Genomic DNA, 21,530 nt, shown 5'->3' with positions numbered 1-21,530 from the left:
GGTCCATCACTGGCGTTACAGCTGTGTGCAAATATTTCTGAAAATTATTCATCCAGCTTCAAAAGCGGCTCCTGGAAGCGTAGCAAACGCCCGGCATTACCCAATACCAGCAGGGTGCTGAGGTTATGCAACACCGCCGCGATCATTGCGCCTGCTGCGCCCAGCCAGCCAAAAGCAGCAAACACCACGATGGCCAGCGTCCAGCCCAGGCCGATGATCACGTTGACCTGCAACGTATGTCGGCACTGGCGGCTCAAGCGCACACAGGTGCCAAGGCGACGCAGATCGCTGCCGATCAACACCACGTCCGCCGATGCCAGGGCGATGTCCGCCCCGCCGGCGCCCATGGCGACACCGACCACACCCGCCTTGAGCGCCAGGGAATCGTTAATGCCATCACCGACGACCATCGGCCGGAAACCGCTGCCAATTTCCCCCAGCACGCGGTTGAGCTTGTCCTCCGGCAAAGCCTGCGCTTCGACGTCGCTGATGCCTACGTCGAGCGCCAGGCTGTCGGCGACACTTTGACGGTCGCCGGTCAGCAATAGTTGACGGCCCAAACCGAGGTCGCGCAGCTCTTGCAGCGCCTGGCGTGCTTCTGGCTTGACGCTGTCCGCCAGCAACAGCCAGGCCAGGAACTGCCCGTTCAAGGCCAGCCCGGCAATCGGGCCGTCATGGTTCGGGACTGTCGTCGTGACAATACCCAACTGCTCGAACAACTCCGGTCGCCCCAGCGCCGCCTCGCCCTGCCCGGTTTGCGCCACGACGCCAAGCCCCTGGCGTTCGTGAATATCCGTCAGCACCAGCATTTGCTCTTGCGTGGCCAAACCGGCCAGCGCACGGCTGACCGGGTGACTGCTGGCCGAACCCAGGCTGGCGGCAAGATTCAACAACACTTGCCGATCCGGCGCTGTGGTTTCAATGGACTGCAAACGCAGCGTGCCGAAGGTGAGCGTGCCGGTCTTGTCGACCACCAACGAGGTCAGGTCCGCCAACTCCTCCAGAAACGCCGAGCTGCGAATCAAAATCCCATGGCGCGCCGCCACCGCAATCCCGGCAATCGCTGTGGCCGGCGCCGACAACACCAGGGCACACGGGCACGCCGCCACCAACACCGCCAACATTGCCTGAGCGTCATTGGTGACAAACCAGGTCACCGCCGCCAGCAGCAATACCAGCACCATATAGCTGCCGGCGTAACGCTCCAGCAGCCGCGTGATCGGTGGCTTGGAGCGTTCAGCGTTTTGCATCAGGGCGATGACCTTGCCCAAGGTCGATTCATCGCCGGTGCGGGTCACCTGCAAGCGCAGCAACCCATCCAGGTTGATCGCACCGCCAAACACCTGCACACCGACGCTCGCTTCCAGCGGCACCGACTCACCGGTGATAGGCGCCGTGTCCAGGCTCGCCTGGCCCGACAGCACCACGCCGTCGGCGGGCACGCGATCACCGGCGCGCACTTCGACAATGTCGCCGGTGTTCAGCGTGCCGTTATCCACTTCAATAATGCTGCCATCGGCCTGCACCAACCGCGCATGGCTGCGGGTCAGTTTGCCCAGGGCGTGAATCGCTTCCTGAGAGCCGATCACGCTGCGCTCTTCCAGCACATGGCCGAAGATCATGATGATCGGCAACAACGCGGCGGTCAGCAGATCACCGGTGGCCCAGGCACCGAGCATCGCCAGGGCGATCAATTGGTCAGTGATGCCATGCAGGCTTGGGTAACGCAGGCTGTACCAGGCCGAGCGCATCACCGGCACGGCCACCAGCAAGGACGCGACGCCGAGCAGTAATTGGCTGACGCCCGTCTGGTCCGGCGCGAGCCAGCGCCAGACCAGGCCGAGCACAAGTAAACCCAGAGCCAGCATGGCCAGGGTCAATTGCCGGGCAGCGCTGCGCTGCTCGGCGGAGGTCAACATGGGTGCGCTCATTGCTCGGCTCCCTGAATGATCAAGCGGGAGTCGTCTTTAGGGTCGACGGTGGTCACAGAACCTGCCTGGCCCAGAATCTTCGGCAAGCGCTCGCGATAAAGACGCAGCAACAAGCCAGGGTCTTTGACTTGAGCCAGGCTGGCGACGGTCGCGGTTTGCGCCTGGGCGTTGGCCAAGCGTTCACTGGCCTGGGCGTGGGCAACCTGCACCAGCCGATCGGCTTCCTGGTTGGCGGTCTGGGTGAGCTTTTCCGCTTCGGTGCGCGCATTGGCCACGGCTTTGTCGGCCTGCTGGCTGGCCGTCAGCACGGCGTTAAAAGCATTGACGGCCGGGCCTGGCAGACTTGATTGCACGTCGACGCGAGTGACTTCGATGCCCAAGCCCAACCCCGTCGAAGCCAGCTGCGCCAGGCGTTTATTGATGCCTTGCACCAGATCACCGCGCAGCCGCTCACGGCGCTCGGCGGCACCGTTGTCGGTGCCGATCAGTTCAGGGCGCGCCACCAGAATCGTGTCCAGGTCGCGCGCGGCGGTCAGGGCCACCGCGCTGCGCGTCACCAGCCGATCCAGGGCCGGCAGCACGTGCTCGCCCTGCAACACAAACGCGTAAGGCTCGGTGACCTTATAAAACACCCGCACATCCAACTGCACCACGCCGGCATCGCCCGTCAGCAAATAACCGGAACCGGCCAGCGCGTCACTCAAGGGCGTGGCAAAACTGGCCACGCGGTCGGCCTGGATCGCCGCCTCGGAGCGCAACAAGTTCTCCACTCGCCGCTCGATCACACGGTCCGCCGCCGGCAACAGCACCACTTGCTCGAAGGGCTGCGGCCACGCAAGCAAAAGCCCGGCGTTCTGGATGCGGTCAAGCGCGCCGAAGTGCAACACCACGGCGCGGTTCTGCGGGTCGATCTGGCGCACATTCGAAAACGCCCAGGCCAACGCCGCCAATACCGTCACCGCGTACAACGCCAGGAAGGTCAGACGCCCGGCCTGGATCCACGGGCTGTCCGGGCCGTCACGCTCGGTCATGGCTGAACGTCCTTAGGCCCGTCTACCAGTGCACGGAACGGCGCAGCATCGGTGCGCAGGATGATCTTGGTGCCCGGCGTGACCACCGTGCCCAAGGTATCGAGCGAACGCAGCAGGTTGTACAGCTGCGGGTTGCCTGCATAGGCACGCCCGTAAATCTGCGCTGCCTCAACCCGCGACTGGGCTTCGATATCAGCGGCCTTCACCGTGGCATCGGCCTGCACGATGCGCGCATCACGCTCGGCAGCGGAGCGAATCTGCGCCGCTTCACGCTTGCCCACGGCGGTGCGTTCAGTGGCGATGGTTTCGCGCTCGGCACGCATGCGGTCGACGGTGGCGGTCAGGGTGACGGAAGGCAACGTCAGGCGCTCGACACCCACTTGCGCCACGCGCACGCCATAGGTAGTGAGCAATTGTTGATCAATCTGTTGGCGCAGCTGTGCTTCAAAATCAGCAATGCGCACCTGGCTGGCGTCGGTGTTGATCAGGCTGGACAGGTCGAAGCTGGCAGCGGTGGTTTCCAGCGCCGAGCCGACGAAGGTGCGAATCTGCCGCGCCGCTTCATCAGGCTGGTTCTGCACCGCACGCATAAAGCGCTGCACATTGTCGGCATCGCCTTGCACCTGCCACGCCACGTAGGCCTGCACGATGATGCGCAGGCCATCGCGGGTGCCCACATCCTGCAAACCGCTGGAGGTGGTGCGCAGGCGCAAGTCCACCGGGATCGCCGCTTCGAACGGCGCCGGCCAGCGCCAGCCCAGGCCCGGCTCCAGCAGTACCCGCGCCGGGTTGCCGAAGCGGGTAATCACCGTGGCTTCACCGGAGCGCACCTGCACCAGGCTCGCCGCAGCAACGGCAAACAACACCAGCAATACCGCCCAGGCCATGCGCCGCCATGGGAATGGGCCAGCAGCCTGTTCGTCGCCATGATGGTGATGGTGGTGGCCATGATGATGGTGATGACCGTGATCGTGAGAATGAGCGCTCAACAGACAGACTCCTTATTGAACGGCTTTACGCGGCGCCATCGGGTCGGCCGGCAAAGTAAAAGAACGCAGATCGATCGTCGGCGCGCCATCGGCGCCCAGGCGGTGATCCAGAATAAGCAGCTTGGCGTGGGCCAGGCCTTGGCTGAGTTGGCCCAGGTACTGTTCCAGCACAAAGGCACGACCCGCAGTGGCGTAGGCTTTTTGTTCGGCGGTAAAACGCAGGTCGGCCGCCTGGGCGCCCGCGTTTACTTCACGGGCAGTGGCCACCGCCTGATCGCGAGCAGTGCTGGCTTGCAACAACGCCTGGTTGGTTTGCTCGCTGGCAGCCCCGCGTTCGCGGGAGATCAGCGCCTGGGCGCCAATTTGTGCCGCCTGCACACCGTGATAAGCGTTGGCAGCACCGGCTGGTGGGTGAATCGCTTCTACGACCGTGGCCAAAATCTCCACGCCGCTGTCGAGCTTTTGCAGGTCTGCCTGCACGGCGCGACCCACTTCATCGGCGAGGCTGGTGCGTTGCTCACCGAGCAATTCGTCGAGGGTACGCGAAGCAAAGTCATGCACAAGGATGCGGCTGGCGGTGCTGCGAATCAGCGTCGGTATATCCGCGCTGTTATAGGTGGCGGCCAGCGCGGCCTTGTCCGTCAGGCCGATGCGGTAGACGAAACGCACATCCATATTGACGATCTGGAAGCTCTGCTTGTCGCCGCTGCTGCTGGCGATCACTTGGGACTTGTCATTCACATGGCTGGCGTCCCACAAACGATTGGCGATGAGCGGCGCCGGGCCTTCCGCCGAGGCCAACTCCGGTGCGGCGGCCTCGCTGACGCTGGTCGCCAGTTCATGCACCACGCCGTTTTCCACGCTCAGCACGCGCCCCAATGGCCAAGGCAACCCGGCATGCAAGCCAGGCCCGAAAACCTGCACGGGTTTGCCGAAGCGCTCATAAATCCCACGGCCTTGCAGGGGCACTTCGTGCACGCCGGTCAGCGCCCAGCCTACCGCCAGCACCACCAGCAGCACCGGCAAAAACGCCCGACGCATGTAGGTAAACGCCCAGATCTGACGCAGATCGATGCCAAAGCGGTTGTGCAATTCGTGCTGCAACGCCAGCAAGGGTTGGGGTGGCCAACGCAGCAGGCCCGCGATAAAGCTTTGCGCCATCAAGCGCGGTTCGAGGCGCGGCTGGCGCGGGCTGAACAGTGACAGCACGCCCCTTAGCAGAAACTCCAGCGCCACCAGCGCGGGCAACAGCCCCGTCAACACAGCCAGACGCAGCGGCCACACGGATTCGGCACCGGCAAACAGCAGGCAGATCGCACTGACCACCAGGCTGATAATCGCCACGCGGCTCAACTGCGCCAGCTGTGACGCTTCCGGCCATTGCGCGGCGGTTTCCTGGGCCAAGCGGCGCTCGAACACCAGCAAGCCAAAGGCCAACGCCAGGGCCACCGCCGCGCCGATGCTCGCCGATTGCCCCACCGCGGCAGCGGGCAAGGCCAGGTTCCAGAACTCAATGATGCTGATCAGCGCCAGCAACGACCAGCCGCACAGCCACACCACTGGCGCGCCAATCTGTGCCAGCACACCGCTGCCAAACCGATTGATCGCCCGTGCAAGCGCGCCAACCTCTTCGTCGGGAGCTTCGATCAGTTCAGCCGTGGGCGTTTCCAGCGCCTGGGCGCGCCAATCCGCCACCCACCACGCCGACTGCAACCCGGCCACCAGCACCAGCAAGGCCGACGCGCAATTGATCAACACCACCGGCCAGATCGACAGCGGCGCAAACAGTGCCACGAACAGCGCCAGCACCCAACCGGCCAAGGCCAGGGCCGTCAGGCTGATGCCCGCCTGGCGCAATCGGCGGGCATGGAACAACCCTTGTTGAAAACGCGGAAGGCCTTCAACCGAAGCGCCGTCAGCTTCCAGATCCACTTGCATCCACTTAACGTCCGCTACACACAATTGGTTACGATATAACACGGAGCGTGAAATTTTTGTCCGAAAACAGCGCAAATCCCCTGTGGGAGCGGGCTTGCTCTCGATAAAGGTCTGCCAGTTTTTAATGGTTGGAATGATGTACCGCCATCGCAGCATAGGTATCTACACAACTTTGAAGGCCGCCACTTTCTCCTGTGGCGAGCAGGCTTGCCCTGCGTTGGGCTGCGAAGCAGCCCCAGTGAAGGCACTGCAATTTTCCTGAAAGTACTCAGTGTCTGGGTTTGGGGCCGCTTCGCAGCCCAACGCAGGGCAAGCCTGCTCGCCACAACGGCTCACCTGCCACAGATTTCGTGTCAACCGGCTGTGTAGATACCTATGCCCATCGCAGGCAAGCCAGCTCCCACATTTATTCTGTGGTGCTCTCTGGAAAGTGATTAAACCCCCAGAAACACAAGCCATCACTGGTGCAGGCACAGATTAATCGGCACACTCCAAAACAGTTTTTCGCGGGCCCATGGACAAGGAAGCGTCATGATTTCGATCTACCAGCTAAAACCGCGTTTTCAGAACCTGCTGCGCCCTCTTGTGCAGCGTCTCTACGACAATGGCACCACCGCTAACCAGATAACCGTGCTGGCCGGCGTCGTTTCCTTGCTGGTCGGCCTGCTGATCGCCAGCTTTGCCCAACACCTCTGGCTGTTTGCGCTGATCCCGCTGTGGATGATCCTGCGCATGGCCCTCAATGCCATCGACGGCATGCTCGCACGCGAATTCGGCCAGCAATCGCGCCTGGGCGCCTACCTCAATGAACTGTGTGACGTGATCGCCGACAGCGCCTTGATCCTGCCCTTTGCGCTGATTCCGGGCGTGAGCCTGGCGCCGGTGCTGCTGGTGGCGTTGCTCGCCGTGTTCAGCGAATACGCCGGTGTACTGGGGCCGATGGTGGGTGCCTCACGGCGCTATGACGGGCCGATGGGCAAAAGTGATCGTGCGTTCGTGCTCGGTGTACTCGCCACTGGCGTGGCGTTGGGCTGGCTCGGCGCGGGCTGGGTGGATGCGGTGATGTGGCTGGTCGCTGCCCTGCTCGCCTACACCTTGGTCAACCGCGTGCGTCAGGGCCTCAAAGAACAACAAGAAACCTCTCCGATTGCATAAGGATTTTTGCGATGCGCGAACAGCAAGAGCACACTTTCAGTACCCATGATGGCGTCGAGCTTTTTTATCGACACTGGCCGGCCACTGCGCCTGCGGGCGATGAGCCGCGCAAGGCGATCCTGCTGTTCCATCGCGGCCATGAGCATTCGGGCCGTATTGCCCACCTGGTCGATGAACTCGACCTGCCGCAATTCGATTTCTTTGCCTGGGACGCCCGTGGCCACGGCCAATCGCCGGGCGCCCGCGGTGACAGCCCAAGCTTCGCCACCAGCGCCCGCGACGTGCAGACCTTCTGCGAACACATCGGCGCCACTTACGGCATAGAAGAACAAAACTTCGCCGTTATCGCCCAAAGCGTCGGCGCGGTAATCGCGGCCACTTGGGTACACGACTACGCGCCAAAAATCCGCGCGCTGGTGCTCGCCTCCCCGGCGTTCAAGGTCAAGCTGTACGTGCCCTTCGCCCGGCCCGGGCTGGCGTTGATGCGCAAGTTTCGCGGCAACTTTTTCGTCAACAGCTACGTCAAGGCCAAGTTCCTCAGCCATGACCCTGAGCGCGTCGCGTCCTACGACAGCGACCCGCTGATCACCAAAGCGATTTCGGTGAATGTGCTGCTCGGTTTGTACGAAGCCGCCGACCGGGTAGTCGCCGATGCCCAGGCGATCCAGGTGCCGACGCAATTGCTCATCTCCGGCTCCGACTTCGTGGTGCACCGCAAACCCCAGCAGCAATTTTTCGACCGGCTTGGCAGCCTGAAAAAAGAGCTGCACATCCTGCCCGGTTTTTTCCACGACACCCTCGGCGAGCGCGACCGCGCCACGGCCGTAAGCAGCGCTCGGCGTTTTATCCTGCAGAACTTCGCCCATCCGCTGGACCGCGCGGCCCTGCTCGACGCCGACAAACTCGGCGCCACGTGCGCCGAATCCGAAGCCCTCGCCGCGCCGCTGCCGCGTAATTCCCTGCGCGACCTGTACTGGCGCATCACCCGCGCCAGCATGGGCCTGGGCAAGAACCTGTCGGACGGGGTGAAACTGGGTTTCGACACCGGCTTCGACTCCGGCAGCACCCTGGACTACGTGTACCGCAACACGCCCACCGGCAAGGGCGGCTTGGGGCGGATGATCGACACCAACTACCTCAACTCCATCGGCTGGCGCGGCATTCGCCAGCGCAAGCTGAACGTCGAGGAACTGCTACGGCTGGCCATGGCCAGGTTGCGCGATGAACATCGCGAGGTGCGCATCGTCGATATCGCCGCCGGCCACGGGCGCTACATTCTTGAAGCCTTGCAAGGCGTTTCGCCGCTGCCGGAATCAATCCTGCTGCGCGACTACAGCGACATCAACGTGCGTGACGGCGGCGCGCTGATTCGTGAAAAAGGTCTGGGGGATATCGCGCAGTTCGTCAAAGGCGATGCATTTGATAGAGCTGACTTGGCGTCACTGGCGCCCAAGCCGACCCTGGCAGTGGTGTCCGGCCTGTATGAGCTGTTTGCCGATAACGGCATGGTCGGCGGTTCGCTGGCCGGTCTTGCCGAAGCGGTGGAGCCCGGCGGGTACCTGGTCTACACCGGCCAGCCGTGGCACCCGCAACTGGAATTGATCGCCCGCGCGTTGACCAGCCATCGCCAGGGCCAGGCCTGGGTAATGCGCCGTCGCAGCCAGGCAGAGATGGATCAATTGGTCGAGGCGGCGGGCTTTCGCAAAATCACCCAGCGTGTGGATGAGTGGGGCATTTTCACCGTGTCCCTGGCACAGAAGATCTGAGCATGCGCGAACCCGGTTTATTGAAACCCGCAGTCCTGTGGCTATTGCTGTTGGCGCCGCTGTTTTTCAGCACCTACGGCTTTGCCACCTGGGTCACCAGCCAGCGCAGCGATGTGGGCACGCTGGTCTTCGGCTGGGAAACCCATATGCCGTTCTGGGCGTGGACCATCGTGCCCTACTGGTCCATTGACCTGCTGTACGGGTTTTCACTGCTACTGCCCAATACTCGCCATGAGCTGAAACAACACGCGTTGCGCCTGCTCAGTGCGCAAGTCATTGCCGTGAGCTGCTTTTTGATCTGGCCGCTGCGTTTCACCTTTGAACGGCCGGAGCTGGATGGCGTATTCGGCTGGCTGTTTGCAGTGCTGGCCGGGTTCGACAAACCCTTTAACCAGGCGCCGTCGCTGCATATCGCGCTGCTGGTGATTTTGTGGGTCATGTATCAGCGCCACACCCGAGGGTTTTGGCGTTGGCTGGTGCATGGCTGGTTTGCGTTGATCGGTATTTCGGTGCTGACCACTTATCAACATCACTTTATCGACTTACCCACAGGCGCCCTGGCCGGTTGGTTGTGTGTGTGGCTGTGGCCGGTGGAACATCCAAGCCCGCTGTTGAATGTACGGCTGACGCGGGATACAAAACGATGGCGACTGGGCATGCGCTACGGCCTCGGCGCTTTAGTGCTGGTAATCCTGGCCTTGGTGCTGCGCGGCGGGTGGTTGTGGCTGCTTTGGCCAGCGGTTTCCTTGGGTTTGATCAAGGCGAACTACTTTGTACTCGGCGCGTCGGGCTTCCAGAAGCGCAAAGACGGCCGGCTCACTCCTGCCGCGCGCTGGCTGTATGCACCCTATTTGGCGGCTGCGTGGATAAATTCCAGGCTGTGGACACGTAAACATCCACAGCCTGACCAGATTGTGGATAACGTCTGGCTTGGTCGAATTCCTGCCAACGACGAGCAAGGTTCCTTCAAGGCTATCGTCGATCTGTGCGCCGAATTACCGATTAATCCACAGGGCCGCGCCTATGAATGCGTGCCCGTGCTGGACCTGATTGCCCCGTCCCCCGCCGAGTGCCAGCAAGCCGCCGAAGCCATTGAGCGCCTGCGTTCAAACGGCGCGTTGCTGGTGTGCTGCGCCCTCGGCTACTCACGCAGCGCCACCGCCGTCGCCGCGTGGCTGCTGCACAGCGGGCGTGCTGCCACGGTCGACGAGGCACTGGCTATTATTCTTACAGCACGGGCCGAAGTGGTCCTGCATCCTGCTCACCGTAAAGCGTTGGAGGGTTTGCCCCATGCCCGCTGATATGGAACTTCAGGTTGTTGCCAGCCTGCTGCGCCGTGGCCGTTCGCTGGATCAGTTATCCACAGGCCTGACCGTGGCTGGCGTGTTGTTTGGCCTCGCTCAGTTGCTGTTGGCGAGCGTTTCGACCCTGTGCCTGCTGCTCAGCCTGTGGATGATTATTCTCGGCTTGCTGCAAAAGTACTGGGCCTTGCGCGTGGCCTTCGACGCCGACCTGTTCGCCCTGCTGGCCCGCGACACCGAGCGCACGGCCGACCTCGACCAAGCCTTGCAGAGCCTCGGCCTGCAATCGCCCAAACGCGCCGGCCGACCCTGGATCGAACGCCGTCGCGGCGCGCTCAAACTGCTGCGCAAACAAGCCTGGTTGCTGGGCGCGCAAGCGCTGCTGACCCTGGCCGTCATCCTCGCCAGCCCTTGGCTACCTTTCGCCGGATAAGGAATCCCCATGTTCGAACCCGTGGTCGCCACCCTGATTACTTCGATGGCCCGCACCGTCACCGGCGCCCGCAGCCTGTGGCTGGGCTGCGCACCGGTGCCGGTGCAGCGCATCTACTTCGCCAACCACAGCAGCCACGGTGATTTCGTCTTGTTATGGGCGTCGTTGCCGCAGAACCTGCGCAAATTCACGCGCCCGGTGGCCGGCAGTGATTACTGGAACCAAAGCGCACTGCGCCGCTACATCATCAACCGCGTGTTCAACGGCGTGTTGATCGACCGTGAGCGTAAAGACCCTGTGGATAACCCCTTGCAGCCGATGCTCGCCGCGCTGGAAGGCGGCGATTCCTTGATCATCTTTCCCGAAGGCACGCGCAACCTGGAGGACGGTTTGCTGCCGTTCAAAAGTGGCCTGTATCACCTGGCAAAAAGTTACCCACAGGCCGAATTGATTCCGGTGTGGATCGCCAACCTCAACCGGGTCATGCCCAAGGGCCGCGTACTGCCGCTACCGTTGCTGTGCACCACCAGTTTTGGCGCGCCGCTGCAATTGGAAGACGGTGAAGACAAAACCGCCTTCCTCGCCCGCACCCGCGACGCCCTGCTTGCCCTCGCCCCGGAGCATGTCTGACATGGATAGCCAAACCCTGATGCTGTTCGGCGGAATCGGCGCGATCCTGGTGCTCGCCTCGCTGATCGGCCTGATCCTCAAACTGCGCACCCGTGGCACACCGAATGCGGTGGTCGACAACCTTAACGCCCGCATCAATGCCTGGTGGGTGATGGTGGTGGTGATCGGTATCGCCTTCTGGCTCGGCACCGGCGCGGTGATCCTGCTGTTCTACGCGGTGTCGTTCTACGCCCTGCGCGAATTTCTCACCCTCACGCCCACCCGCCGCAGCGATTACCCAGCGCTGGTGGCGGCGTTCTATCTGGCGCTGCCGCTGCAATACCTGCTGATCTACGCCGACTGGTACGGGCTGTTCTCGATCTTTATCCCCGTGTACGTGTTCCTGCTGCTGCCGATCCTCGCCTCACTGGGCGGCGACAGCACGCACTTTCTGGAGCGTGCGTCGAAGGTGCAATGGGGCCTGATGATCGCGGTGTTCTGCGTGTCGTTCGTGCCCGCCCTGCTGACGCTCGACATTCCCGGCTACGAAGGCCGCAACCTGTTGCTGATCGCTTACCTGGTGATCGTGGTGCAGCTGTCGGACGTGCTGCAGTACGTGTGCGGCAAGCTGTTCGGCAAACACAAGATCGCGCCCAACCTGTCGCCGTCCAAAACCGTGGAAGGCTTTGTCGGCGGGATTCTGCTGTCGTCCCTGATCGGCGCGGCGCTGTGGTGGACCACGCCGTTCAACCCGTGGCAGTCATTCCTGATCGCGCTGCTGATCAACCTGCTGGGCTTCGCCGGCGGCATCGTAATGTCGGCGATCAAGCGCGACCGGGGCGTGAAGGATTGGGGGCACATGATCGAAGGCCACGGCGGGATGCTGGACCGCCTGGATTCGGTGTGCTTTGCCGCGCCGATTTTCTTCCACCTTGTGCGCTACTGGTGGACTTGAGACACACACACTCTCTCAAGCCCAACACACATCAATTGTGGGAGCTGGCTTGCCTGCGATAGCGGAGTGTCAGCCAGCATCACTTTTTGGTGTGCCACCGCCATCGCAGGCAAGCCAGCTCCCACAGGGTTTTGTGGTGTATTGGGAGGCCCCGCTCAATCCGAAACCTTGCTTCACGGCCAACCTTTTGATCGGTTTTGCGGTACGCCTCACCTTTGTGCAACACGCCTGAGCACGCTGACCACTTCACGTCATCTTTTGTATCAAAGACGCGTGTAAGATAGGCCGCACTTTGCCAGGGATGCTCACCATGTTCGATTCGTTGAAAGCGATCAGCCGCCGAATTCTCGGTGCTTTACTGACTGTGGTGAGTGCCATCTTTGGCCAATGGCAGCCGCCGTCTTGGCTGCGAGCCACGGGCCGTGGCGTGGGGAACCTGGGCAATAAGGCCCGCGCCTATCCGCGCCAGGCGGGTGCCGGGGTCTTGGGCCTGGTGCTGCTGGCCGCTGCTGGTTTCTACGGCTGGCACTGGTATTCGAATTTGCCGCAGCCCCACACCGTGGGTTATTCGCTGCATAAGCCGAACCTGACCGATTACTCCCAGCAGCCTCCGGTTGTGGATAACTTGCAGGTGCGCTTTGCCGAGTCCGTGGCTCCGTTGGCAGCCATTGGCAAGCCGGTCACTGAAGGCATTACCCTTAAACCCGCTGTAGCCGGTGCTTGGCGTTGGTCCGACGACCGCACGTTATTGTTCGTGCCGGAAAAAGACTGGCCCGTCGACGCCCATTACACGCTCGACCTGGCCAAGAAACAGCTGCTGGCTGACGGCGTGCTGCTCAGCCAATACAGCAGCCAGTTCTCCACCCAACCGTTCCGCGCCACCCTGGCGCAAAACGAGCTATACCAAGACCCGTCCAACCCCACACTGAAACAGCTGGTGGCGACCTTCCACTTTTCCCACCCGGTGGATGAAGACAACCTGCGCAAGCGCGTCTCGGTAACCCTCGGCAAAGGCCTGGCCTACCGCGACGCCCAGCTGCCCAACCGCCCGGAAATCACCTTCGACGACCTCAAGCTCAATGCTTACGTGCGCTCCGCCGCCCTGGCCACGCCACTGGAAAGCACGCCGGTCAGCGCCAAGCTCGATGAAGGCATCAAAGCCCGTGACGGCGGCAATGCCAGCAACGCGCCACTGGTGGCGGAAGTCACCGTGCCCGGCCGATATCGCCTGACGTTTACCGGTGCCGAAGTCAGCTTTGTCGACAACGAGCGCGGCGAACCGGAACCGGTGTTGATGTTCAGCAGCTCCAGCGCCGTGGCCGATGACACCATCGCCGGTAAGGTCCAGGCCTGGCTGCTGCCGGCCAAGGCTGAAGACGACACGCGCCCTTACACCAGCAACGACATCGACGACGCGATGCTGGCGCGCAGCACCAAGGTCAACCTGACCCACGTGCCCAGCGTCGAACCGCTGAACACCCTGCATGCGTTCAAGTTCAAGGCTCCGGCCGGCCGCGCGCTGTATGTACGCGTGCCCGCCAACCTGGAAGCCATTGGCGGTTATCTGGCGAAAAACCCTACCGCTTCGCTGATCAGCATGCCGGCGTACCCACGCACCTTGCAGTTCCTGTCGGACGGCGCGCTGCTGAGCCTCAACGGCGAAAAACGCCTGGGTTTCATGGCCCGTGGCGTGCCCGGTGCCCATGTGGAAATCGCCCGCCTGCTGCCCAACCAGTTGCAGCATTTGGTCGACCAAAGCAGCGGCAGCTTCGCCCGGCCGAATTTCGGCAATGAATACTTCGACCGCATGGTTGAGCGTCAGTCGCTGGATATTGCGTTGTCGTCCAATGACCCGGCGAAAACCGTCTACGACAACGTGGATCTGAGCCACTACCTCACCGCCAATGGCGGCCGTCGCGGTATTTTCGTGCTCAAGCTGAGCCCGCAGGATGACCCGGCCGAGCGCACGTTCGAGTACGAACGCAACAGCACCAGCGACCTGCGTTTTATCGTGGTTACCGACCTTGGCATCATCGCCAAGCGCTCCAGCGACGGCAGCCACGATGTGTTTGTGCAGTCCATCGGCAACGGCTCGCCGGTCGCCGATGCACAAGTCGATATCATGGGTCGCAACGGTCTGCCGGTCGCCAGCGGCCGCACCGATGCCGAAGGCCACGCGCATTTCGCCAAGCTGGATGAACTGCGCCGTGAGAAAACGCCGCTGATGTATGTAGTCACGCGCGGCAATGACCAGTCGTTCCTGCCGATTGCCCGTCAGTCCCAGCAGTTGGACTTTTCACGCTTCGATGTAGGCGGTTTGGAAGAAGACGGCGCGATTAATCGCCTCAGCGCGTATATGTTCACCGACCGTGGCCTGTACCGCCCGGGCGAGACCGCGCACCTGGGCATGATCGTGCGCAGCGGCGACTGGAAAGGCGCCTTGCAAGGCCTGCCGGTTGAGCTGCAAATCACCGACCCACGCGGTCTGGAAGTGATTCGCCAACCGCTCAAACTGTCCACCAGCGGCTTTGAAACCTTTGATTTCCCCAGCAGTGAAGTCGCCCCCGCCGGGGATTACACCGCGACCTTGCAGCTGATTGGCCAGAAAAACACCCGCACCGACTTGGGCAGTGTCAGCTTCAAGGTCCGCGACTTCGAACCGGACCGCATGAAGGTCAGCCTGAGCCTGCACGACACACCGGTGCTGGGTTGGATCCCGCCGGACCAAGTGGTGGCCAAAGTCACCGCGATGCATCTGTTCGGCGCTCCGGCAGCCGGCCGGCGTGTCACGGCGAAGATGTCCCTGAGCCCGACGCTCGCGGCCTTTGACCGTTACCCCGATTACCGCTTCCGCCTCAACGACGCCCTGGAAGAAGCCAGCACCGAAGACCTGGCTGAAACCACCGTCGACGATAACGGCCAGGCCGTACTCGACCTCAACCTGCAACGCTTTGCCAGCAGCACCTATCGCCTGCAGGTGATGACCCAGGTGTTCGAGGCCGAAGGCGGCCGCAACGTGGCGGCGCAAAGTGCGCTGCTGGTGTCGTCCGCGCCTTATCTGGTCGGTGTGAAAAGTCAGGATTCGCTGTCGTACGTCGCCAAGGACGCCCCGCGTCAGGTGCAATGGCTGGCCGTCGCGCCGGACCTCACGCCGATGGCCGTGGATGGCCTGACCAGTGAAGTGGTCGAACACCGTTACGTATCGGTACTGGTGAAACAGTCCAACGGCACCTACAAATACGAGTCGCGCATCAAGAACATCAGCCAGCCGGCCTCACCGCTGACGATGACCAAGGACGGCGCCAAGCAGACCCTGAACACCGGCACGCCGGGTGATTTCACCCTGCAGGTCAAAGACGCCAATGGCCGCCTGCTCAACCAGATCGACTACAGCGTGGCCGGGCGCGGCAACACCTCGCGCTCGCTGGAGCGCAACGCCGAGCTGCAACTGCGCCTGGATAAACGCAGCTATGCCACCGGTGATGAGATAGCGATCAGCATCCGCGCGCCTTACACCGGTGCCGGCTTGATCACCATCGAGCGTGACAAGGTTTACACCCAGCAGTGGTTCAAGGCCGACAGCACCAACAGCGTGCAACATATCCGCGTGCCTGCCGGGCTTGAGGGCAATGCCTACGTCAACGTGCAGTTTGTGCGCGACATGGGTTCGCCTGAGGTCTATATGAGCCCGCTGTCCTACGGCGTGGTGCCGTTCAGCATCAACCTGGATGCACGGCGCATGGCGCTCAAGGTTGAAGGCCCGGAGAAGATCGAGCCGGGGCAGACCCTGGATATCAAGGTAACTGCCGACCGCCCAGGCCGCGCGGTGGTTTACGCGGTGGACGAAGGCATCCTGCAAGTGGCGCGTTACCAGACGCCCGACCCGTTGGGCTTCTTCTTCCAGAAACGCGCATTGGAGGTTGGCACCAGTCAGATCCTTGACCTGATCCTGCCGGAATTCAGCCGCCTGCTCAGTGGCGCAGCGCCCGGTGGTGACACCGAAGGCGCGCTGGCCAACCACCTCAACCCGTTCAAGCGTAAACACCAGCCGCCCGTGGCCTGGTGGTCCGGGTTGGTTGACCTGCCGGCCGGTGAAACCGTGCTGCATTACCAGGTGCCGGACAGCTTCAACGGCAAGCTGCACCTGTTTGCGGTGGCAGTGGACAGTGACAGCGTGGGCGTCAGCGAGGCCAATACCGAAGTGCGCGGGCCGATTGTGATCACACCGAACGTGCCGGCCTTTGTGGCGCCGGGGGACGTGTTCAATGTGAGCGCCGGGGTGTTCAGTAACCTCGACGCGGCAGCGGACGTGAAGTTTGAAGTGCAGACCAGCGACGGGCTAAACGTGCAGGGCGACAAAGGCAGTACCCTGTCGCTGCAACCGCGCAAGGAAGGCACTGCCGAGTTCAAGATCAAGGTCGGTGAAACCCTCGGCTCCGCGGACCTGCGTTTTGTCGCGGTACTGCCGAACGGCAAACGTATCCAGGTCGCAGAAACCACGTCGATCCGCCCACTGAGCGAGCATCGCGTGGCCTTGAGCCTGGGCCGGTTCGACAGCGCCAGCAAAGAGCTGAAACCGACGCGTGAGCTGTTCAGCCAATTGCGCGATGTGCAACTGGGTGTGGCTGACTCGCCGCTGGTATGGGCCAACGGCCTCAAGCATTACCTGGATGACTATGGCTACGCCTGCACCGAGCAATTGGTGTCCAAGGCCATGCCGGCGTTGATCTGGGGCGGTACCGCACCAGAAGCCGAACAAGCCTTCAGCGGCGCGGTGCGCATGCTGCGCCAGCGCCAGAACTCGGCCGGTGGCTTTGGTTTGTGGGCCGCCAACCCGGACGTGGCGCCGTATGCCAGCCTGTACGCCACCGACTTCCTGATCGAAGCCAAGGAACGCGGGCTGCCGGTGCCGGAAGACCTGCTGGCGCGCTCCAACGCCTACCTGACCGACTTGGCCAATGGCCCAAGCGAAGGTCTGTCGGAATTGCGCAACCGTGCCTACGCCAGTTACCTCTTGAGCCGTCAGGGGATTCTGGTGAGCGGCGCCTTGAGCGACATTCGCGAGCGTTACGAGAGCTACTTCAAAGACACCTGGCAGAACGACTTGGGCGCCGCTTACCTGGCGGCCAGTTACAAGCTGCTCAAGCAGGATCGTCAGGCCGATACCCTGTTCCGCAAAATCCCGTGGCGTTCGCTGGTGGATAAGTGGGACAGCGACGGCCTGTATTACGACCCGCTGGTACACGACGCCGAGCACTTGCACCTGCTGGCGCGCCACTTCCCCGAGTTGCTTGACGATGTACCGACGGCGCTGCTGGATAAACTCGGCAAGCGCCTGAACGAACAGCGTTACAACTCGCTGTCGGCCGCCCTGCTGCTGCGCGCCCTGGACAATTATGGCCAGCGCGCCCAGAGCGACATGACCCTCAAGGCGACCGCCTGGCTGGGCGACAAGCAACAGCAATTGCTGGAGATGGCCGGCCAGCCACCGCGCGCCGCCGTGCCGGGTAAAACGCAGAAGCTGGTGATGGAAAAAACCGACGGACCGGCCGCCTTCTACATGCTCAGCGAAGCCGGTTTCGACAAGGGCGCCAAGCTCAAGCCCATTAACAATGGCCTGGAGATCATCCACGAATACCTCGACCTCAAAGGCGAGCCAGTGAGCAAAGTCGCGGTGGGCGACGAGTTCCTGGTGCGCCTGCGCCTGCGCGCCACCGACCGCGACCAAGTGCAGCAAGTGGCCGTGGTCGATCTGCTGCCCGGTGGCGTCGAGCCTGTGTATAACTTGCCGCCGGAGCCGGAAGCGGCCGCCAGCAACGAAGAAAGTGAAAGTGAAGGCGACGATTCCGAGTACGTGGAAACCGCAGACGGTGACGAAGCCGATACCTGGCAGGCGCCGATCGGCGAAACCGAGCTGAGCAACTGGCAGCCGGACTACGTGGACGTGCGCGATGATCGAGTGGTGTTGTACGGCACCGCGCTGCGTGATGTAGGCACTTTCGTGTACCGCGTGCGCGCCACCAACGCAGGGACGTTCAATACGCCACCGGCCTACGCCGAAGGCATGTACGAAACCACCCTGCAAGGGCGCGGCAAAGTAGGCCAGCTTGAAATTACCAAGCCTTAAACGCCTGACGCCGCTGCTTGCAGCGGCGGTACTCTTTACAGGCACGCTGGCGGGGCTGCGATGGTGGCCCCATGCCCCGCTGGAACAGGCCGTCACCTCGTCCCGCGTGGTGTTGGCCGATGACGGCGCGTTGCTGCGCATGACCTTGGCGCAGGACGGGCAATATCGCCTGTGGCTGCCGCTTGCGCGCATGTCGCCGTCACTGGTCGAGGCCTTGCTGCTAAAGGAAGACCGCAATTTCTATTGGCACCCGGGCATCAACCCCCCGGCGTTGCTGCGCGCGGCCATGGCCACCTACAGCGGCGGCCAGCGTCAGGGCGGCTCGACCTTGAGCATGCAGCTGGCGCGGCGGCTGTGGGACCTCAACACCCGCCAAGTGCCGGGCAAATTGCAGCAGATGGCCCTGGCGCTGTGGCTGGAAGCGCGCTACAGCAAGCACGATATCCTTGAGGCTTACCTGAACCTGGCGCCCATGGGTGGCAATATCGAGGGCGCCGAAGCGGCCAGCCGGATTTACTTTGGCAAGTCGGCGGCGCAGTTGTCGTTGTCCGAAGCCTTGGCGCTGGCGGTGATCCCACAGCAACCGGGGCGACGCGCGCGCTTCGGGCCGTCGCTGCAAAATGCGCGGCTGCGCTTGATGGCCGACTGGCGCGAAACTTATCCACAGGACCCGCGTAACGACAGTTTGCTCGACTTGCCTCTGGAGGCGCGCAACCGCCAGCAGATACCGTTTCTGGCACCGCACTTGAGCGAACAGCTGCTGGCGTCGCAACCCGGCAACGAACTCAACTCAACCCTCAACCTGCCTTTGCAGCAACTGCTCGAACGCTTGATCACAGGCTTTATTGCCGAGCGGCGCAGTACCGGTGTGGAAAACGCCACGGCCATCCTTGTGGACAGCCGCGACCAGAGCGTCAAGGCGCTGGTAGGTTCGGCGGATTACTTATCCACAGGCATCCACGGGCAGGTCAACGGCGTGTTGTCGCGGCGCTCGCCGGGGTCGACGCTCAAGCCGTTTCTGTATGGGTTGGCGCTGGATCAGGGGGTTATCCACCCCATGAGCATCCTCAAGGATTTACCCAGTAACTTCGGCTACTTCCAGCCGGAAAATTTCGACGGCAGTTTTGTCGGGCCACTGACAGCGCGGGATGCGTTGATCCGTAGTCGCAATATTCCGGCGGTGTGGCTCGCCAGCCAAGTGCAGTCGCCCTCGCTGTATGGCTTGCTGCAACGCGCCGGTATCAAAGGCTTGCGTGGGGAAAGCCACTACGGTTTGGCCCTGGCCTTGGGCGGCGGCGAGATGACGCCGGAGGAACTGGCGCGCCTGTATGTGATGCTGGCGGGTGACGGGCATTTGCGGCCTTTGCGCTATTTGCAGGAACAGCCGCAAACCACTGGAGCGCAACTGCTCACGCCCCAAGCGGCGTTTATGGTGCGCGACATGCTGCGCCGCAACCCGCGCCCGGATGGTCTGCCCGGCCGCCACTGGCGCACGGCCTGGAAAACCGGCACGTCGTGGGGCTTTCATGATGCCTGGAGCGCAGGCCTGGTCGGGCCGTATGTGCTGGTGGTGTGGGTGGGTAATTTTGATGGGCGGCCGAACCCGACGTTTATCGGCGCCAAAACCGCCGCGCCGCTGTTCTTCCGTATCGCCGACGCCCTGCCGCTGGCCTTGCCCAACGTGGTGATCAAGCCCGACAAGCCGCCCGCCGGGCTGGTGCGCATCGACGTGTGCGCGGCCTCCGGCGAATTGCCCAACCGCTGGTGCCCGCAAACCCGCAAGACCTGGTACATCCCTGGCGTGTCGCCGATTCGCGTGTCCAACCTGCACCGCCCGGTACTGATCGACACCCGCACCGGCAAGGCCGCATGCCCGCCGTTCGACCCGCAATACACCCGCGAAGAAGTCTTCGAATTCTGGCCCAGCGACGTGCAGCGCCTATACCGCGCCGCCGGCCTGCCCCGGCGCACGCCACCGAACGTGATGAAAAATTGCCAACCCAACCGCATCAGCGACCAAAGCGAAGCGCCGCAGATTCGCTCGCCGCTGACACAGGTGAGCTACCAGTTGCGCCTGTCCCAGCCGCAGGAAAGCATTCCGCTCAATGCCAACGCGGCCAGTGATGCGACCACGCTGTACTGGTTTGCCGACCAGACCCTGATCGGCCAAGGCCCGCCGCAAACCACCTTGAACTGGCGGCCGGGCAAGTCGGGCGAGTATCGGTTGCGGGTCAGTGATGATCAGGGCCGCAGTGCGAGCCGCGGGTTACGAGTAGAGTTTGTACCTTAGGTCAACTCGGTTTTGAAAACGCTCGCCACCAACGCCTGCAACGCGCGTATTTGGGTAGTGGAAAAGATCAAAGCGACAATAATCACGCTCAGCCAGATCAAAAGGATCTTGAATGGATCGAACTCGAGCGCCACCAATGCCCACGTCACCAGGCCGCCACCGATCACGCCAACCACTCCCCAGGCGATAAGTATGGGCTGAACCCGCTTGTGGATATCTCGATAAAGAAACACCCGTGCAACGCACATCAGCACGAATACTATGCCCATCCAACCGAAGGCAGCCAACAACGGCAGCGATAAACCTTGGCGCTGATACAACAAAGCCACCCATTCATGGAATGGCCCCAATCCAGCCATTTGCTGGAACGTATCGCGGCTGGGCAACTGCCACTGCATCCATTGCGCCGGATCTATAAGCAGTAGCGCCATACTGAACAACACCACCAACGCACTGCATAACCCCAAGGCGCGCCACGCTGGCACAGTGAGACGATAGTTGTTCACAGTGCGCACCCGCTCCACACCAAATACCGTATCGGCCTCCTCACCCCGGACGATCACCGTTTTACCGTTACGCTGTATTGCAGTACCGATAACCATGACCTCCAGGCTTTCGCTGAGCAAGATTTCTCCTTGTTGGCGGCCCGGTCCTGCGGTGTAACGATAGTCCCCTAGCTGTGGCACTTGGCCTGAAAACAACTCAATGCCTTCGGCGATGATATCCACAGTGCCGTGGGCATCCTTGAGCGCAAAGTCATTGCATTGTGCGTCAGTAAATACTGTCCGCCATGCATCCCTTTCGCCGCTGTCGCGGTAGCTCTCCTGGATCTGCAGTGAATACCCGGCACAGGGCAAGCCATCCACTGGGGATAAGCGCGACTCTTTGAGCATCACAGTGCCACAGACTTTTACCAGACCAGGTCTCAGCGAGTACGAAAGGCTGAGCGGCAAGCGTTTGTCCGCACGGTAGAAACCTCTGTTCATAGTGATGACACCCCTGTCT

At 62.3% G+C, this 21,530-nt stretch carries 13 protein-coding genes; 8 read left to right on the top strand and 5 right to left on the bottom strand.

Translation table 11 applies throughout. The features are described 5' to 3' along the window. Positions 1 to 44 precede the first annotated feature (44 nt). From HBO23_RS03910 to HBO23_RS03895, 4 genes are read right to left on the bottom strand one after another with little or no spacing between them, the layout of a single operon-like run. A complete protein-coding gene (locus HBO23_RS03910) occupies positions 45 to 1,931 on the bottom strand; it encodes a cation-translocating P-type ATPase (RefSeq protein WP_058421072.1) in 1,887 nt (628 codons plus the stop codon). Then, on the bottom strand, positions 1,928 to 2,962 hold the full coding sequence (locus HBO23_RS03905) for a protease modulator HflK (protein WP_138450390.1): 1,035 nt from the start codon (positions 2,960 to 2,962) through the stop codon (positions 1,928 to 1,930). The genes HBO23_RS03910 and HBO23_RS03905 overlap by 4 nt, the downstream gene beginning before the upstream one ends. Next, positions 2,959 to 3,954 carry a protease modulator HflC gene (locus HBO23_RS03900; protein ID WP_170037021.1) on the bottom strand — a complete coding sequence of 332 codons (996 nt, stop codon included), beginning with the start codon at positions 3,952 to 3,954 and terminating at the stop codon, positions 2,959 to 2,961. Before HBO23_RS03900 ends, HBO23_RS03905 begins: the two co-directional genes overlap by 4 nt. A gap of 9 nt (positions 3,955 to 3,963) precedes the next feature. Next, positions 3,964 to 5,889 carry a protease modulator HflK gene (locus tag HBO23_RS03895; RefSeq protein WP_138450388.1) on the bottom strand — a complete coding sequence of 642 codons (1,926 nt, stop codon included), beginning with the start codon at positions 5,887 to 5,889 and terminating at the stop codon, positions 3,964 to 3,966. 531 nt (positions 5,890 to 6,420) lie between these two features. On the opposite strand from HBO23_RS03895, the gene HBO23_RS03890 reads away from it, so the two are divergent. The 8 genes from HBO23_RS03890 (at position 6,421) to pbpC (ending at position 20,525) form a co-directional block, all read left to right on the top strand. Beyond that, the gene (locus tag HBO23_RS03890) at positions 6,421 to 7,044 is read left to right on the top strand and encodes a CDP-alcohol phosphatidyltransferase family protein (protein ID WP_133078442.1); all 624 of its coding nucleotides are present in this window, start codon (positions 6,421 to 6,423) and stop codon (positions 7,042 to 7,044) included. Positions 7,045 to 7,055: 11 nt separating this feature from the next. Next, complete coding sequence (locus HBO23_RS03885; protein WP_170036628.1) at positions 7,056 to 8,810, top strand: bifunctional alpha/beta hydrolase/class I SAM-dependent methyltransferase; 1,755 nt, start codon at positions 7,056 to 7,058, stop codon at positions 8,808 to 8,810. Positions 8,811 to 8,812: 2 nt separating this feature from the next. Next, positions 8,813 to 10,111 (top strand): phosphatase PAP2/dual specificity phosphatase family protein, encoded by a 1,299-nt coding sequence (locus HBO23_RS03880; RefSeq protein WP_099550212.1) that lies wholly within the window; start codon positions 8,813 to 8,815, stop codon positions 10,109 to 10,111. After that, positions 10,101 to 10,544: a hypothetical protein gene (locus HBO23_RS03875; protein ID WP_099550211.1), complete on the top strand. Its 444-nt coding sequence runs from the start codon at positions 10,101 to 10,103 to the stop codon at positions 10,542 to 10,544. The genes HBO23_RS03880 and HBO23_RS03875 overlap by 11 nt, the downstream gene beginning before the upstream one ends. Before the next feature lie 9 nt (positions 10,545 to 10,553). Next, complete coding sequence (locus HBO23_RS03870; RefSeq protein ID WP_017135106.1) at positions 10,554 to 11,174, top strand: lysophospholipid acyltransferase family protein; 621 nt, start codon at positions 10,554 to 10,556, stop codon at positions 11,172 to 11,174. A gap of 1 nt (position 11,175) precedes the next feature. Then, entirely contained in the window at positions 11,176 to 12,108 is a 933-nt protein-coding gene (locus tag HBO23_RS03865; protein WP_017135107.1) for a phosphatidate cytidylyltransferase, read from the top strand. A gap of 310 nt (positions 12,109 to 12,418) precedes the next feature. Beyond that, positions 12,419 to 18,235, top strand: a complete 5,817-nt coding sequence (locus HBO23_RS03860; RefSeq protein WP_170036626.1) for an MG2 domain-containing protein — start codon at positions 12,419 to 12,421, stop codon at positions 18,233 to 18,235. Then, the gene (gene pbpC, locus HBO23_RS03855) at positions 18,216 to 20,525 is read left to right on the top strand and encodes a penicillin-binding protein 1C (protein WP_170036624.1); all 2,310 of its coding nucleotides are present in this window, start codon (positions 18,216 to 18,218) and stop codon (positions 20,523 to 20,525) included. The genes HBO23_RS03860 and pbpC overlap by 20 nt, the downstream gene beginning before the upstream one ends. On the opposite strand, the gene HBO23_RS03850 is transcribed toward pbpC, so the two are convergent. Next, a complete protein-coding gene (locus HBO23_RS03850) occupies positions 20,522 to 21,511 on the bottom strand; it encodes a hypothetical protein (protein ID WP_170036622.1) in 990 nt (329 codons plus the stop codon). The genes pbpC and HBO23_RS03850 overlap by 4 nt on opposite strands. Positions 21,512 to 21,530 lie beyond the last annotated feature (19 nt).

Source organism: Pseudomonas sp. WS 5532, from assembly GCF_012985445.1.
Taxonomy (GTDB): domain Bacteria; phylum Pseudomonadota; class Gammaproteobacteria; order Pseudomonadales; family Pseudomonadaceae; genus Aquipseudomonas; species Aquipseudomonas edaphica.
Note: the sequence above shows the minus strand (reverse complement) of the source record. Positions and strands in the feature narration are given on the sequence as shown.

Excerpts from the sequence above, each read along its gene's own strand:
- HBO23_RS03910 (WP_058421072.1), bottom strand. The coding sequence starts at position 1,931 with ATGAGCGCACCCATGTTGACCTCCGCCGAGCAGCGCAGCGCTGCCCGG.
- HBO23_RS03905 (WP_138450390.1), bottom strand. The coding sequence starts at position 2,962 with ATGACCGAGCGTGACGGCCCGGACAGCCCGTGGATCCAGGCCGGGCGT.
- HBO23_RS03895 (WP_138450388.1), bottom strand. The coding sequence starts at position 5,889 with ATGCAAGTGGATCTGGAAGCTGACGGCGCTTCGGTTGAAGGCCTTCCG.
- HBO23_RS03890 (WP_133078442.1), top strand. The coding sequence starts at position 6,421 with ATGATTTCGATCTACCAGCTAAAACCGCGTTTTCAGAACCTGCTGCGC.
- HBO23_RS03885 (WP_170036628.1), top strand. The coding sequence starts at position 7,056 with ATGCGCGAACAGCAAGAGCACACTTTCAGTACCCATGATGGCGTCGAG.
- HBO23_RS03880 (WP_099550212.1), top strand. The coding sequence starts at position 8,813 with ATGCGCGAACCCGGTTTATTGAAACCCGCAGTCCTGTGGCTATTGCTG.
- HBO23_RS03875 (WP_099550211.1), top strand. The coding sequence starts at position 10,101 with ATGCCCGCTGATATGGAACTTCAGGTTGTTGCCAGCCTGCTGCGCCGT.
- HBO23_RS03870 (WP_017135106.1), top strand. The coding sequence starts at position 10,554 with ATGTTCGAACCCGTGGTCGCCACCCTGATTACTTCGATGGCCCGCACC.
- HBO23_RS03865 (WP_017135107.1), top strand. The coding sequence starts at position 11,176 with ATGGATAGCCAAACCCTGATGCTGTTCGGCGGAATCGGCGCGATCCTG.
- HBO23_RS03860 (WP_170036626.1), top strand. The coding sequence starts at position 12,419 with ATGTTCGATTCGTTGAAAGCGATCAGCCGCCGAATTCTCGGTGCTTTA.
- HBO23_RS03850 (WP_170036622.1), bottom strand. The coding sequence starts at position 21,511 with ATGAACAGAGGTTTCTACCGTGCGGACAAACGCTTGCCGCTCAGCCTT.